11 protein-coding genes and 1 pseudogene are annotated in these 13,561 nt (G+C 72.2%); 4 read left to right on the plus strand and 8 right to left on the minus strand.

The genetic code is table 11. The features are described from left to right. Positions 1 to 4: 4 nt before the first annotated feature. A complete protein-coding gene (locus OJ962_RS30290; protein ID WP_202953823.1) occupies positions 5 to 1,330 on the minus strand; it encodes an amidase in 1,326 nt (441 codons plus the stop codon). A gap of 28 nt (positions 1,331 to 1,358) precedes the next feature. Here OJ962_RS30290 and OJ962_RS30295 point away from each other — a divergent pair, with 28 nt between their 5' ends. Further along, on the plus strand, positions 1,359 to 1,781 hold the full coding sequence (locus tag OJ962_RS30295; RefSeq protein WP_202953824.1) for an acyl-CoA thioesterase: 423 nt from the start codon (positions 1,359 to 1,361) through the stop codon (positions 1,779 to 1,781). On the opposite strand, the gene OJ962_RS30300 is transcribed toward OJ962_RS30295, so the two are convergent. Next, positions 1,751 to 2,272, minus strand: coding sequence for an AAA family ATPase (locus OJ962_RS30300; protein WP_202953825.1), 522 nt, complete (start codon positions 2,270 to 2,272; stop codon positions 1,751 to 1,753). The two genes, OJ962_RS30295 and OJ962_RS30300, sit on opposite strands and share 31 nt — an antisense overlap. A 36-nt stretch (positions 2,273 to 2,308) precedes the next feature. Beyond that, positions 2,309 to 4,204 carry a PRC-barrel domain-containing protein gene (locus OJ962_RS30305; protein WP_202953826.1) on the minus strand — a complete coding sequence of 632 codons (1,896 nt, stop codon included), beginning with the start codon at positions 4,202 to 4,204 and terminating at the stop codon, positions 2,309 to 2,311. 56 nt (positions 4,205 to 4,260) lie between these two features. Between OJ962_RS30305 and OJ962_RS30310 the strand changes: the two genes are divergently transcribed. Then, entirely contained in the window at positions 4,261 to 5,313 is a 1,053-nt protein-coding gene (locus OJ962_RS30310) for a hypothetical protein (protein WP_202953827.1), read from the plus strand. Here OJ962_RS30310 and ppc read toward each other — a convergent pair. The 5 genes from ppc to OJ962_RS30335 are packed head-to-tail and all read right to left on the minus strand — an operon-like array spanning position 5,310 to position 12,266. After that, positions 5,310 to 7,952: a phosphoenolpyruvate carboxylase gene (gene ppc, locus OJ962_RS30315; protein ID WP_202953828.1), complete on the minus strand. Its 2,643-nt coding sequence runs from the start codon at positions 7,950 to 7,952 to the stop codon at positions 5,310 to 5,312. The two genes, OJ962_RS30310 and ppc, sit on opposite strands and share 4 nt — an antisense overlap. 12 nt (positions 7,953 to 7,964) lie before the next feature. Further along, entirely contained in the window at positions 7,965 to 9,176 is a 1,212-nt protein-coding gene (locus tag OJ962_RS30320; protein ID WP_202953829.1) for a sulfate adenylyltransferase subunit 1, read from the minus strand. Between the two features lie 2 nt (positions 9,177 to 9,178). Next, positions 9,179 to 10,096, minus strand: a complete 918-nt coding sequence (gene cysD / locus OJ962_RS30325; protein WP_202953830.1) for a sulfate adenylyltransferase subunit CysD — start codon at positions 10,094 to 10,096, stop codon at positions 9,179 to 9,181. Further along, positions 10,093 to 10,683, minus strand: coding sequence for a phosphoadenylyl-sulfate reductase (locus tag OJ962_RS30330; RefSeq protein WP_202953831.1), 591 nt, complete (start codon positions 10,681 to 10,683; stop codon positions 10,093 to 10,095). The genes cysD and OJ962_RS30330 overlap by 4 nt, the downstream gene beginning before the upstream one ends. Beyond that, on the minus strand, positions 10,680 to 12,266 hold the full coding sequence (locus OJ962_RS30335; RefSeq protein ID WP_202953832.1) for a nitrite/sulfite reductase: 1,587 nt from the start codon (positions 12,264 to 12,266) through the stop codon (positions 10,680 to 10,682). Before OJ962_RS30335 ends, OJ962_RS30330 begins: the two co-directional genes overlap by 4 nt. A gap of 225 nt (positions 12,267 to 12,491) precedes the next feature. On the opposite strand from OJ962_RS30335, the gene OJ962_RS30340 reads away from it, so the two are divergent. Further along, positions 12,492 to 13,037: a cupin domain-containing protein gene (locus OJ962_RS30340; RefSeq protein WP_202953833.1), complete on the plus strand. Its 546-nt coding sequence runs from the start codon at positions 12,492 to 12,494 to the stop codon at positions 13,035 to 13,037. Between the two features lie 10 nt (positions 13,038 to 13,047). After that, positions 13,048 to 13,561, plus strand: a pseudogene (locus tag OJ962_RS30345) (hypothetical protein); the annotation flags it as partial.

The following is a 13,561-nucleotide window of genomic DNA, read 5'->3' on the forward strand; positions in this document are numbered from 1 at the left end:
GGCTTCAGCGCAGGGCTTCCGCCAGCTGAAGCAGTTGCAGCTCGCCTCGGTGGCGACCGACGAGCTGCAGGCCGACCGGCAGGCCCGCGGCGGTGATGCCGGCGGGCACGGAGAGGGCCGGGTGGGCGGTGACCGTGATGCGGCTGCACGAGCGGAACCACTCGAGGTAGCTGCCGAGCTGGACGCCCGCGATCTCGGTCGGGTACTCGAGGTCGACGCTGAACGGTGGCAGCTGCGTCGTGGGCGCGGCGAGCACGTCGTAGCGGGTGAGGAACTCGCGCATGCGCGTGAACAGCTCGCCGCGGTGGGCGATCGCGTTGCCGATGCGGGTCGCGTCGAGCTGCTGGCCGAAGCGGATGTTCTCGCGCAGCGTGGGCTTGACGTCGTCGGCGATCGACGCGAACGCGGCGGCGAACTTGACGCCGCGCAGCACCTCGAAGCACTCGTCGGCGCCGGTGAAGTCCGGCTCGTCGTCGATGACGGTGCAGCCGAGAGCCTCAAGCGCCGCGCGGGCGTGCTCGAGCACGGCCGTGACCTCGGCGTCGACGGGCAGGCCGCCGAGATCGCGGCTCCAGGCGATGCGGAGCGTGCTCGGGTCGGTACGCAGGTCGCCCGGGGTGGGCCACGGCTCCTGGATGGAGAACGGATCGCGCGGGTCCGGGCCCGCGAGGGCGGAGAACAGGAGGGCGACGTCAGCGGGGGTGCGGGCGATCGTGCCGAGCACGGGGAGCGGGTCGAACGGGTCGCCCGGGCCGTGGTCCGGGATTCGGCCGGGCGTCGGGCGCAGGCCGTAGAGGCCGCAGAACGCCGCGGGGTTGCGGACGCTCGCGCCGAGGTCTGAGCCGTCGGCGAACGGGATCATGTTGGCCGCGACGGCCGCGGCCGCGCCGCCGCTGGAGCCGCCGGGCGTCTTGGTCAGGTCGTGCGGATTGCGCGTGGCGCCGAAGAGCGGGTTGAAGGTCTGGCTGCCCGCGCCGAACTCCGGCGTGTTCGTCTTGCCGACGATGATCGCCCCGGCCTGCTTGAGCCGTTCCACCAGCAGGGAGTCGGTGGCCGGGACGTGGTCCTTGAACAGCGGCGACCCGTAGGTCGTTCGCAGGCCGGCGGTGTCCTCGAGGTCCTTGACCGCGATCGGCAGGCCCTGGAGCGGGCCGGGCGGCGCTTGATCGGCCGCGGCGAGCGCCCGTTCGGGGTCCTCGAGGGTGACGATCGCGTTGACCTGCGGGTTCATCTCCTCGATGCGCTCCAGGTGTGACGCGACCACCTCGCGCGGGGTCACTTCACGGGCGCGGATCGCGGCGGCGAGCTCCGTCGCGGTGCGGTGCCACATCGCGCCGAGTCTATTAGCGTGCCGGGCGATGCCCGCCTTCACCCACGAGCTGCGTGTCCGCTACGGCGAGTGCGATCCGCAGGGAATCGTCTTCAACGCGAACTACCTGGCGTACTTCGACCACACGGTGTCGGAGTTGTGGCGGGAGACCATGGGGTCCTGGAACGAGATGGTCGCGAAGGGCGTCGAGGCGGTGGTGGGGGAGGCGAACGTGAAGTTCCGCGCTCCGGCGCGCTTCGAGGACGTCGTGGTGGTGAGCGCTTCAGTCGTGCACCTCGGCACGACGTCGATGAAGCTCGAGCTGCTCATCCACCGCGGCGAGGAGCTGCTGATCGAGGGCTGGCTGCGCCACGTGTTCGTCGACGCGAAGACGTGGGTGAAGACGCCGATCCCGGAGTGGGTCCGGGCGGCGCTGGCGCCCTACACCGCGATCGCCGACGCGGGCGCGTAGACGGGCGCGAACCGCAGCTGCGACACGTCCGCGGCCTGCTCGCGTGTGAGGAACTCGACGGTCGCCCAGCCTTCTTCGTGCAGCCCGCCGTCGGCGAGCAGCTGCTGCCAGTCCGCCACCTGGCGGTCCATCTCGGCCTGCGAGACGGTCCGCCCGCGGGCGCGCTGACCCGCTTCGGCGGCCTCGCGGTCGGCGTGCATGAGGATGATGTGCGCCGGTCGGCCGCGGAGCTTGGCGAGCGCGAGGATCGTGCGGCGGGCGACGGTCTTCGTCCCGCGCGAGTGGATCACGGCGGGCTTGTTGAGCGCGATCGCCGCCGCGATCCGCGCGTAGTGGCCGAGATACAACAGCGGCCCGCGCCGCGTGCGGTCGTCGGTGTCGACGACCCTCGCCTGCTCACGGTCCACCGCGCGCCGCAGCAACGTCGTCTTCCCCGCCCCGGGAACGCCGGCCACGACGATCACGGAATCTGCGGGGAAGGTGAGGTCCATGGCCCCCATTGTGGGGGCCATGCATAACGGCCAGCTTTAGCGCAGGCGACGAACGATAAAGAACAGCACCGCTGCGGCCGTCGCCGCGATCGCGATCTTCGCGGGCTGCCGCTTGACGCGCTCGAGCGCCCCCGACGGGCTGGATCCCGCTTCCCCGCCGAGCCCGGGCTTCGAGGACGGCCAGCCCGAATCGCTGCCGGGCGCGGAGCCGCCCGTGGTCGTGGCTCCGTGCGGCGACGCGCTCGGCCCATCGGGCAGCTCGTCCGGGGTCACCGCCGGCGCGGGCGGGTCGACCGTCCCGGCGTGGGGCGACAGCGCGGACGCCGAGCTCTCATCCTCACGCCCCGACGTGTCGTCGGCCTCGGGCGTGTCCGCGGTCACCGGCGGCGCCGGTACATCCGCGCCGATCGACGTGGCGGGCGGCGTCAGCGAGGATGGGCCGTCGGTGGGCGGCGCCAGTGCCGGCGGCTCCTCGGCGCGCTCGATCCGCGGGGTCTCCGCTTCGAACGTGCTCGTCGTCGGCGCCTCGAAGCGCTCGGTCGTGTCGTCGGTGAGGAACGCCGCGGCGGGATCTTCGTCGCGCGCCGGCGAGTCCGGCGTGTCGCTGGTGGGCGGCTCGGAGCGCTCGGTGGTGTCGTCGCTGAGGAACGCGGCGGCCGGATCGGACGCGACCTGCGAGGTCGGCGGCTCGTCGCTCTCGCCCGTGGTGGTCGGCGTGACGGCACCGAACGGCGCGGTCTCGTACTCGCCGGCGCGATCGGACGCGGCCGGCGGCTCCGCCGGGATGTGCGCGGCCTCGAGCTCAGCGGGGGAAGGCGGCTCGGCGGGCGGCGGCGCGTCGATCGTCGGCTCCGGCGCGGGGCTCGCCGCGCTGGTGCCGGCGGCGTCTTCGGCGCCCCAGGCCGTCGGCGGGGCCGACTCGGCCGTCCCGCTCGGGGCGCGCTCGGGGTCCGCAGCGGGCGTCGCGTCCGCGCTCGGCCCGGCCTGGCCGGACGTGAACGGCGACTCGTCCGCTTCGCCCGAGTAGCTCGAGAAGGTCGCGTCGTCGCCGCGGCGCCACGGCGGCGTATTCGTGTCCGTGCCGCCGCTGGTCGGCGGCGGCGAGAAGACGGCGGGCCGGTCCGCGTCGGCGGCCGGCGAGGTGGTCTCGCTGTCGGTGTCGGCGGACAACGAGTACGCGGCAGGGCGATCGATGTCGGCAGCCGTGGTGGGGCGGTCCGTGTCGGTGGCCGGCGGGGTCGCGTCGCGGTCGTCGTCGGCCAACGAGTACGCCGCGGACCGGTCCGTGTCTGCGCCCGTGGTGGGCGGGGGCGAGGACGTGGCGGCGCGATCCGGGTCGGCGCCCGTGGTGGGCGGCGAGGACGTGGCCGCGCGATCCGTGTCGCTGCCGCCGGTCGTCGGCGGCGGCGAGAAGACGGCGGGTCGGTCGGCGTCCGCCGCCGGCACGGCGGGGCGGTCCGAACTCGGTGGGGCGGGGTCGCTCGAGGTCGGGCTACCGCCGCGGGCCTGCCAGGACGGGCCGGGTTCGTCGGCGTCGCCGCCCCAGCCGGTCGGGGTGGGCGCGGACGCGTCCGGGTCCGGAAGGCCGCTGCCGGAGTCGTGCTCGGAGTAGCCGAGCCCGTAGTGCGCGTAGAGGCGGCGCTCCTCGGCCTGGTCGATCCGGGGTTCGGCGCCGATGCCGGGGGCGGCCTTGACCTTCTCGGCGGTGTGGGCGACGCGGATCGACGAGGACTCGACGTCCGCGTTCGCCAGCGGCACGAAGCGGGCTTCGGAGTCGTCGATGTCCACGAGCACCCACTCGGGGCGGCCGGTCTCGCGGTCGAGGTAGATCTCGCGAACACTGCCGAGCCGCTGCCCGCCCGAATCAAGGACGTCGCGGCCAGGCCATTCGCTGTAATCGCCGAACTGGGACTGGGTGGGCAGCTGAGCCATAAAGAAGCTGTGCCCGTCAGAGGCTACGCCCATTCCTCCGGTAGGGTCGCGCGGTCATGACCGACCCCCGCACGCTGCTCGAGCGGCACCGGCCGCGTCTTGTCTATGACGCGCAGGAGGAGTACTTCGCGGACTCCGCGGCGATCTGGACGGACTCGCCGACCAACGTCCTGCGGCGCGCGGACGGGACGCCGATCGCCAAGCCGCCGACGCTCTCGCTCGACTACCTCGGCACCTACCAGGCTCAGCGCGGCGACGTCATCGGCGACACGAAGCGCGACTACGAGGAGACGGCGGCCAAGCTGCACGCGAACCCGCGCTACGCGAACCGCGTCTACGGCCACGCGCGGCGCGATCGCAACGGCAAGCTGTGGCTCCAGTACTGGCTCTTCTACTACTACAACCACTTCCGCATCCTCGGTTCCCTGGTCTCGGGCGGCAAGCACGAGGGCGACTGGGAACTGATCCAGATCGAGCTCGACGAAGACGAGCGCCCGCTGCGCGCCGTTCTCAGCCAGCACCGGGAGGCCGAGGTCCAGCCCTGGAGCGAGGTCCGCACGCACGGCCCGCGCCCGCTGATCTACATCGCCCGCGGCTCGCACGCGAACTACTTCGGCGCCGGGACGCACTGGACCGGCCACTGGGTCGACCGTGCCGACGGCAAGGGGCCGCGCATCGACCCGACGCTCGAGATCGTCGAGACCGACAAGCCGAAGTGGCTGCTCTGGCCCGGCCGCTGGGGTGACACCACCGCCGGCGGACCGGTCGACGCCAACAGCCCGACCAGCCCGGGCTCGCGCCGCCACTGGAAGGACCCGCTCGAGCTGATCGAACGCGCCACGCCGACCAAGAAGGCGCCGCAGACCCCGGCGCCGACCGCCAAGGTCACGCGCGCGGCCGACAAGCACGTGGTCCGCTTCGAGGCGCCGCCGGAAGCGACGGAGCTCGTCGTCGCCACGCGCCCTCGCGGCACCGGCGCACCCGCGCAGGTCAATACGTTCAAAATCGACCGTACAAACGGGCAGGTCGAGGTCCCCGCCCAGAGTGACGACGACGAGGTCTGGACCTCCGCCGTCGCGCCCGGGCAGGGAGCATCCGAGACCGTCTAGCCCGTGTTCCGCATGCCGGCCGCGATACCCGTGATCGTGGCGAGCAGCGGCGGCCGGGCCTCGTCGCGCCCCGCCCGCAGGCGCCGCAGCAGCTCCACCTGCAGGTGCGAGAGCGGATCGATCCACGGGTTGCGGTGTTCGAGCCGCGCCTGCAGCGCCGGCGTCTGCTCCAGCAGCCGCTCCTGCCCGGTGATCGCGAGCACGCGCTCGACGACGCTCTCGTGCTCGGCCTTCAGGTCGTCCCAGAAACGCTCGGCGATCTCATCGTCGACCAGCGACAGGTAGCGCTCGGCGACGCCCAGATCGGTCTTGAACAGCGCCATCTCCAGGGTCCCGATCAGCCCCGTGAAGAACGGCCAGTCCCGCCACATCTCGCGCTGCATCTCCAACTCACCCGAGCTGAGCGACGTGCCCGCCCCGTACCACGACGGCAGCAGCACGCGGTTCTGCATCCACGCGAACACCCACGGGATCGCCCGCAGCGACTCGACCGCGTTCGACTTCTTGCGCGACGGCGGCCGCGAGCCGATGTTCAGCTGCGAGAGCTCCGCGATCGGCGCGATCTGGTTGAAGAAGCGCAGGAACTCCGGGTCGTCGTAGACGAGCCCGCGGTAGCGCTCGCGCGAGACGAGGGACAGCCGCGCCATCTCCTCGCGCCATTCGGGCTTGATCGGCGGGTTCGGCAGGGCGCTCGCCAGCAGGACGGCCGACACCGTCTGCTCCAGGGACCGCTGCGCGAGCTCCTCGTCCGCGTAGCGCGCCGCGATCGTCTCGCCCTGCTCGGTGATGCGGATGCGCCCTTCGACCGTGCCCTCCGGCTGGGCCAGGATGGCGCGATAGGTGCGCCCGCCACCGCGCGACGGTGAGCCCCCGCGGCCGTGGAAGAGCTCCAGCTGCAGGTCGAGCTCCTTCGCCTGCGCCGCAAGCCGCTCCTGCGCCTCGTACAGCGCCCACGTGGACGCGACGTAGCCCGTGTCCTTGCCCGAGTCCGAGTAGCCGACCATGACCGTCTGGCGATTGGCCTGCGTGCGCAGGTGCGTCAGGTACGGCTCGATCGCGTACAGCGCGGCCATCGTCGCCGGCGCCTCCTCGAGCGCCTGGCGCGTCTCGAACAGCGGCACCATCCGCAGCGAGGTCGCCCGCGCCCGCTGCGCCAGCCAGTGCGCGGCGAGCACATCGGACGGCCGCTCGGTCATCGAGATCACGAACGCCGGAACGGTCTGCGGCCCGTACGCCTCGGCGCTGAGTGCCACCGTGTCCAGCACCCGCAGCAGCTCGCCCGGCTCGCCGCCCGGATCGTGCGTGATCCCGCGCCGGCCCGAGACCAGCGCCTCGGTCAGCAGCGCCTGGCGACCGGCCTCGTCCGCGTCGGCGAAGCCGGGCAGCAGCGCGCCGGTCGCCTCGCGCACGACGTTCGCGCCCTGGCGGATGTCGATCCCGGCCAGGTGGAAGCCGAACACCTCGACCTGCCACAGCAGCCGCCGGATCGAGCCCGTCGCCACGTGGCGGGAGTTCACGTGCGCGAGCACGAGCCGCAGGTCGTTGGCGAGCGCCTGCGCGTCGGCGTAGCCGGGCTCACGCCCGCGCGGCGTCAGCGTGTTGCCGAGCCGGTGGTGCACGAAGCCGAGCTTGGTGCGCAGCGGCTCCCACTCGCGGTGCGGACGCTTGAGCACGGCCGCCGTCGGCAGCTCCTCGGCGTCCCGCGCCAGCGAGTCCTCGAGCTCCTGGGAGACCGGCACGCGCAGCGACGAGTGCGAGAACGTCTGCGCGAGCTTGTCCACCCGCGCCCGCAGCAGCCGCAGGGCCGTGGAGCGGTGCAGCGCGAGCGCGCTCGTGAGCGTGTCGGCGCCGACCTCCGGGTGGCCGTCCATGTCGCCGCCGGTCCAGGAGCCGTACGAGAGCACGGGCTGGACGAGCCGGACGCCGAGCTCGTGCTCGATCTCGTCCAGCACGGCCGGGATGGCGTCGAACAGCACCGCCTCGAAGAAGAACAGGTTGCGCCGGACCTCGTCCTCGACCTTGGGCCGCACGCGCCGCAGCTCGTCGGTCTGCCACCAGATCGTGAGGTCCTCGCGCAGCTCGCTCAGCAGCTGGCGGCGGCGGCCGTGGCCGGTGCGCGGGTCGTCGAGCTTGTCCAGCAGCGCCGCGACGTCCCACTGGTGGTCGAGCACCGAGCGCCGCGTGGCCTCCGTCGGGTGCGCGGTGAGCACGTGCTCGATCTGCAGCTGGGCCATCAGCGGCCCGATGTCGATCTGGCGGTCGCGCAGGATCTGCGCCGTCTCGGCCAGCGACTCACGCTGGATCGCGCCCGTCTGGTCGTACTGGCGCCGGCGCCGCGCGCGCTCGCGCTCCTCGGCGATGTTCGCGAGCTGGAGCTCGAGCGAGCACGCGCGGATGATCGGCTCCACGGACTCGTCCGGTACGCCGCGCAGGTACGCCACCAGGCGCTCTGAAGCGCCCTCGTCACCCGCCCGCACGGCGGCGGCGGTCTTGAAGAGCCACTGCAGGCGGGACGCGAACACGCGTCCGGCCTGCTCCTCGAGCACGCTTTTGAGGGCGTCCGAGAGGAGCGCCGTGTCCTGGGCAAGGCCATCCGTCGCCTGCGCGGGCGCAGGGCTGGGCACATCGAGCCGCGTCATGTGTCCGAAAGGCTACGAGACCATGCCCGCGGCGACCGTGTCCAAGCTGGACTCGTCGACGAGGATGAACGCGCCGGTCGCGTGGCAGCGCGCGTAGGCATCCGCCGCGATCTCACCGCCAAGGCGAATCTTGACGTGAGCGATGTCGTTCAGCCGCAGTTCCTCGGCACCGGGCCACTCGAGCGACTCGAAGTCGATCCGGCCGTCGACACTGTCGAGCTTGGCCGGGACCGAGCGCGTCCCGTGCTTGAGCTGGAAGCGGTCGCCGGGCCGCGCCGGGCGGTCGCCGAGCCAGCAGACGGTCGCCGTGAGCTCGCGGGTGGGGGAGGGGGCGTCGTCCGCAGCGGCGATCAGCTCGCCGCGCGCGAGGTCGACCTCGTCCTCCAGCCGGACGGAGACGGAGAGCGGCGCGTCCACGACCTCGGCGAGCCCGTCGGCGTCGCGCACCTCGGCCACCCGCGTGCGCGTCCCGGACGGCAGCACGACGACCTCGTCGCCGGCCTTCAGCGACCCCGCGGCGAGCCGGCCCGCGGCCCAGCGCGTGCCGCCTTCGCCGCGCAGCACCAGCTGCACCGGTAGCCGCGCGCCGTGCACGGCCGGCGGCTCGACCGGCACCGTCTCCAGCCGCTCGAGCAGCGGCGGCCCGTCGTACCAGGGCATCTGCGCGGAGCGCTCGACGACGTTGTCGCCCTTGAGGGCGCTGATCGGGATGAAATCCGTCTTGTGCAGGCCGATCGCGGCGCCGAGCTCGATCACGTCGCGCACGATGCCGTCAAAGACGTCCTCGGCGTAGCCGACGAGGTCCATCTTGTTGACGGCGACGATCACGTGCTCGACCTCGAGCAGCGCGGCGATCGCAGCGTGGCGGCGGCTCTGCTCGGTCAGGCCCTGGCGGGCGTCGACGAGGAGCAGCGCCAGATCGGCCGTGGACGCGCCCGTGACCATGTTGCGCGTGTACTGGGCGTGGCCGGGGCAGTCGGCGAGGATGAAGCGCCGGCGCGGTGTCGCGAACGAGCGGTAGGCGACGTCGATCGTGATGCCCTGCTCGCGCTCGGCCCGCAGGCCGTCGGTGAGCAGCGCCAGGTCCAGCCCGTCGACGGACCGCTCCTCGACATGGGCCAGCTGGTCGGCCAGGACCGCCTTGGAGTCGTACAGCAGCCGGCCGATCAGCGTCGATTTGCCGTCGTCGACCGAGCCCGCGGTCGCGAGTCGCAGGAGGTCCATGGCTAGAAGTACCCCTCGCGCTTGCGGTCTTCCATGGCGGCCTCGGTGGCGCGATCGTCGGCGCGGGTCTCGCCGCGCTCGGTGATGTTGGTCGCCGCGATCTCGGCCACCACGTCGGGCAGCGTGCCCGCCGTGGACCGCACGGCGCCCGTGCAGCTCATGTCGCCGACCGTGCGGTAGCGGACCGAGGCCGTGAACGGCTCCTCGCCGTCCATCAGCGTGATGAAGTCGCTCGTCGCGTACAGCATCCCGTCGCGCTCGAAGACCTCGCGCTCGTGCGCCATGTAGATCGACGGCAGCTCGAGCTCCTCCTGAGCGATGTACTGCCAGACGTCGAGCTCGGTCCAGTTGGAGATCGGGAACGCGCGCAGGTGCTCGCCGGGGCGGACGCGGGCGTTGTAGAGGTCCCACAGCTCCGGGCGCTGGCGGCGTGGGTCCCACTGGCCGAAGTCGTCGCGCAGTGACAGAACGCGCTCCTTCGCCCGCGAGCGCTCCTCGTCGCGGCGCGCGCCGCCGAAGCAGGCGTCCAGGCGGTGCTCGGCGATCGCGTCCAGCAGCGTGACCGTCTGCAGGCGGTTGCGTGAGGCCCTCGGGCCGGTCTCCTCGCGCACGCGCCCGTCGTCGATGGACTTCTGCACCGAGCCGACCAGCAATGTCAGGTCGCTCTCCTGCACGAGCTTGTCGCGGAAGGCGATGACCTCGGGAAAGTTGTGGCCCGTGTCGATGTGCAGCAGCGGGAACGGGACCTTGCCCGGCGCGAAGGCCTTCTGGGCGAGCCGGACGAGCACGATCGAGTCCTTGCCGCCGCTGAACAGCAGCGCGGGGCGCTCACGCTCGGCCGCGACCTCGCGGATGACGTGGATCGCTTCGGCCTCGAGCGCCCGCAGGTGCGAGAGCGCGGGAGTGGAGATGGCGGTCATACGTGCAGCCCACATTCGGTCTTGGCGAGGCCGGCCCACCGTCCCTCACGGCCGGAGCCGGGGTTGGTGCACGGCGCGCAGCCGATCGACGAGTACCCCTGATCGTGGAGCGGGTGGTACGGGAGATCGCGTTCGAAGATCCGGTTCCAAAGATCCTTCTCGGTCCATTCGACCAGCGGGTTGTACTTCCAGAGTCCCCGTTTGTCGTCGAACTCGATCGTCTGCGCGTTCGCGCGTGTCGGCGACTGCTCGCGCCGGATGCCGGTGATCCAGGCGTCCGCGCCGTCCAGCGCGCGCTCGAGCGCCGCGACCTTGCGGTCGCCGCAGCACTGCTCGGGCCCGGTCCAGGCGCCGCGCGCCTCCTCGATCTGGACGTCGATGCCGTAGCGCTCCTCGAACGCCCGCCAGGTCGCCAGCGTCTCGGGGAACAGGACGCCGGTGTCGATCGTGACGATCCGCGCGTCCGGCTTGATGCGTACGAGCTCGTCGACCAGGATCGACTCCTCCTTCTGGAAGGAGCAGAGCAGCACGAGGCGGTCGCCGTGGCGCTCCACGGCTTCCGTCAGCACCTCGGCGATCGTGCTCATGCGACCGGTTCTTCGACCGGGGTCAGCTCGTCCGTCCACCACTGCGGTTCGGTGCGCGCCGCGAAGTCGCGGAACGTCTCGCCTTCGGCGTGGTGGGTCTCGTAGAGGGTGAAGATCCGCAGCAGGGTGTCGTTGAGCTCCCAGTTCGGGACCTTCTTGATCACGACGTCGCCGAACTTCGGGTTCTCGCCCAGGTGGCCGCCGATGCGGATGTCCATCGCCTCGACGAACTCGCCGTCGACCTTCTTGAGGACGCCCTCGATCCCGACATCGGCGATCTGGTGCTGGGCGCAGCTGGACGAGCAGCCCGCGAAGTGCAGGCGGAAGTCCTCGCCGTGGCCGTTCGGGCGCACGTGCTCGTCCAGGAACTTGGCGATCTCGACCGCTCGGCCCTTGGTGTGGACCTTGGCCAGGCCGCAGAACTCCTTGCCCGTGCACGTCTGCAGGCCGCGCTGGAACAGCGTCGGCGTGGGGGTGAGCTCCTGAACGAGCGGCTCGAGCAGCAGCGCGTCCACGTTCTCGGCCGGAATCCACGGCAGCAGGACGTTCTGCTGGTGGGTGAGGCGCAGCGCGTCGTCCTCGCGGGCGCCGTGCTTGCGGGCCAGGTCGCCGAGGCCCTGCAGCTGGCTGGCCTTCAGGCGGCCGACCGGGACGACCATGCCGACCGTGCGGTAGGCGTCGTCGGCCTGGGGGAGGACGCCGATGTGGTCGTCGCCGTTGAGGCCCGGCGCCTTCTGGACGCCGGGGCGCAGCGGGCGGCCGACGCGGCGCTCGAGCTCCTCGCGCAGCGCCTCAGGGCCGACGCGGTCGACGAGGAACTTCAGGCGGGCCTTGCCGCGCGCCTTCCGGTTCTCCTCGGCGTCGCGGAAGATGCCGGTCATCGCCGCGATGACCTCGGGGCACTCCTCGGGGGTGAGGAAGACGTCCATCCAGCGGGCGAAGCGCGGCTGGGTGGAGAGGCCGCCGCCGACGCGCAGGTTGAAGCCGCGCGTGCCGTCCTCGGCGATCGCGCCCGACAGCGCGATGTCGTTGATCAGGCCGCGGGCGCAGTCCTCGGCGCAGCCGGTGACGCTGATCTTGTACTTGCGCGGCAGGTTCGAGTAGAGCTTGTTGTCGAGGAAGTACTCGTGGATGGCTTCCGACGTGGCGTAGCCGTCGACGATCTCCTCGTGGCCGAGGCCGGCGAGCGTGCAGCCGACGACGTTGCGCGTGATGTCGCCGCAGGCGCCGGATGACGTGAGCCCGACGCGCTCCAGGCGAGCGAAGATCTCCGGGATGTGCTCGAGCCGGATCCAGTGGATCTGGAAGCACTGGCGCGTGGTGCAGTCGATGATCCCGCGCCCGAACTCCTCGGCGATGCCGGCCATCGTCTCGACCTGGTCGAGCGTGAGCTTGCCCTGGATGACCTTGGTCCGGAGCATGAAGTGGCCGTCGCCGGTGTTGTGCGCGTACAGCCCGTACCACTTGAGCAGGCCGACGTGGTCGGGGCTCAGGGTCTCCCACCCCTCGCGCGCGGCGCGGAGCAGTTCCGGCAGGACGTCGAGGCCGTCGGTTTCGGCCTTTATGCGTTCGATCTTGCTCATGGGGTCCCATGACCGTACCGGCCGAACGCGTTATTCACAAGTAACCGGATCAGGTTTCGGGTGAATCTAATCCGATCGCTTTTGTGGAGATTACACGAGGTCGTCCTCGGGGGCGAGCCCGGGTCGTCTTTGCGGCGGATCACAGATCGTCAGGCGGGCCGACGACACGCGACGCCGTGTCCCGGAGCCTTGTCGCTCCCTCCCCAGCGACTCAAGGACTTCGGAATGGCTCTCAGTGGACAGATCATCGACAACCCGGTCAGCGGCGAGCGGATCACGTTCATCAAGACCGCGGCGGACACCGGCGGCGAGCGGCTCGAGTTCGAGCTCGAGCTGGCGGCCGACGGGCGCGTGCCCGGCGCCCACGTCCACCCCGAGCAGGAGGAGCGCTTCCACGTGCTCGAGGGGACGATGACGTTCCGCCTCGGGCTGCGGAAGATCGTGGCCGAGGCGGGCGAGACCGTGGTCGTGCCGGCGGGCCGGGTGCACAAGTTCACCAACGGCGGCGACGGCGTCGCGCGGGCGCGCGTCGAGGTCGTGCCCGCGCTGGACATGGAGGACCTGCTGACGACCACGACCGAGCTCGCCCTCGAAGGCCGCGTCTGGCGGTCGGGCATGCCGAAGCCGCTGCACCTGGCGCTGTTCGTGTCGCGCTTCCGGCGCGAGGTGCGCGCGCCGTTCCCGCCCGCGTGGATGGTCCGCGCGCTGCTGTCGCCCCTGGCCGCCCTCGCCCGTGCCCGCGGACATCACGCGCGCTACGCCATGGCATAGTTCTCGCGCTGTGGCGCTGATCGCGTCGACCCGCGAGCGCCCGTTCGACCCGTCCGAGTCGTTCGCGTTCGCCTTGGACGGCTCCGGCCGCTTGACGGCGCTCGACCCGGTCTTCGCCCGGCTAAGCGGCGCGGCGGTCGGCGACGCGTTCGACGCGCTACGCCACCCGGACATCCCGTACGCCGTGCTGCGCGCGCTCTTCGGGCGCGTCGGCGTGGCGCCGCTGCGGCTCGTCGCCGACGACGGTGCGTGGTTTCGCGCGCTGATCGTCGCGGCGCCGGCCGCGGGCGGCTGGGTGGCGGTCGGCGTCAAGCCCACGCTGCCCGAGCCCGAGCTGGTGGGCGCGCTCCGCGCCGCGGAGCTGGCGGGCGAGGACGTGGCGCCGCTGCTCGACGAGTACGCGCGGGCGATGCAGGCCGCCCTGGTGGCCGAAGTGGCCGCGCGCGACCCGCGCCCGCCCACCCGCGACGCCCGGCCCGCCCACGGCGGTTCGCCGCCCGCACCCGGCCGGCCCGCCCACGGCG

This window comes from Solirubrobacter deserti (assembly GCF_027587175.1).
In the GTDB taxonomy this organism is placed as follows: domain Bacteria; phylum Actinomycetota; class Thermoleophilia; order Solirubrobacterales; family Solirubrobacteraceae; genus Solirubrobacter; species Solirubrobacter deserti.

Bases quoted from the DNA above. Each gene is read 5' to 3' on its own strand.
- OJ962_RS30300 (WP_202953825.1), bottom strand. From the start codon at position 2,272: ATGGACCTCACCTTCCCCGCAGATTCCGTGATCGTCGTGGCCGGCGTT.
- OJ962_RS30320 (WP_202953829.1), bottom strand. From the start codon at position 9,176: ATGGACCTCCTGCGACTCGCGACCGCGGGCTCGGTCGACGACGGCAAA.
- cysD (WP_202953830.1), bottom strand. From the start codon at position 10,096: ATGACCGCCATCTCCACTCCCGCGCTCTCGCACCTGCGGGCGCTCGAG.
- OJ962_RS30335 (WP_202953832.1), bottom strand. From the start codon at position 12,266: ATGAGCAAGATCGAACGCATAAAGGCCGAAACCGACGGCCTCGACGTC.
- OJ962_RS30295 (WP_202953824.1), top strand. From the start codon at position 1,359: ATGCCCGCCTTCACCCACGAGCTGCGTGTCCGCTACGGCGAGTGCGAT.
- OJ962_RS30330 (WP_202953831.1), bottom strand. From the start codon at position 10,683: ATGAGCACGATCGCCGAGGTGCTGACGGAAGCCGTGGAGCGCCACGGC.
- OJ962_RS30305 (WP_202953826.1), bottom strand. From the start codon at position 4,204: ATGGCTCAGCTGCCCACCCAGTCCCAGTTCGGCGATTACAGCGAATGG.
- OJ962_RS30290 (WP_202953823.1), bottom strand. From the start codon at position 1,330: ATGTGGCACCGCACCGCGACGGAGCTCGCCGCCGCGATCCGCGCCCGT.
- ppc (WP_202953828.1), bottom strand. From the start codon at position 7,952: ATGACGCGGCTCGATGTGCCCAGCCCTGCGCCCGCGCAGGCGACGGAT.
- OJ962_RS30310 (WP_202953827.1), top strand. From the start codon at position 4,261: ATGACCGACCCCCGCACGCTGCTCGAGCGGCACCGGCCGCGTCTTGTC.
- OJ962_RS30340 (WP_202953833.1), top strand. From the start codon at position 12,492: ATGGCTCTCAGTGGACAGATCATCGACAACCCGGTCAGCGGCGAGCGG.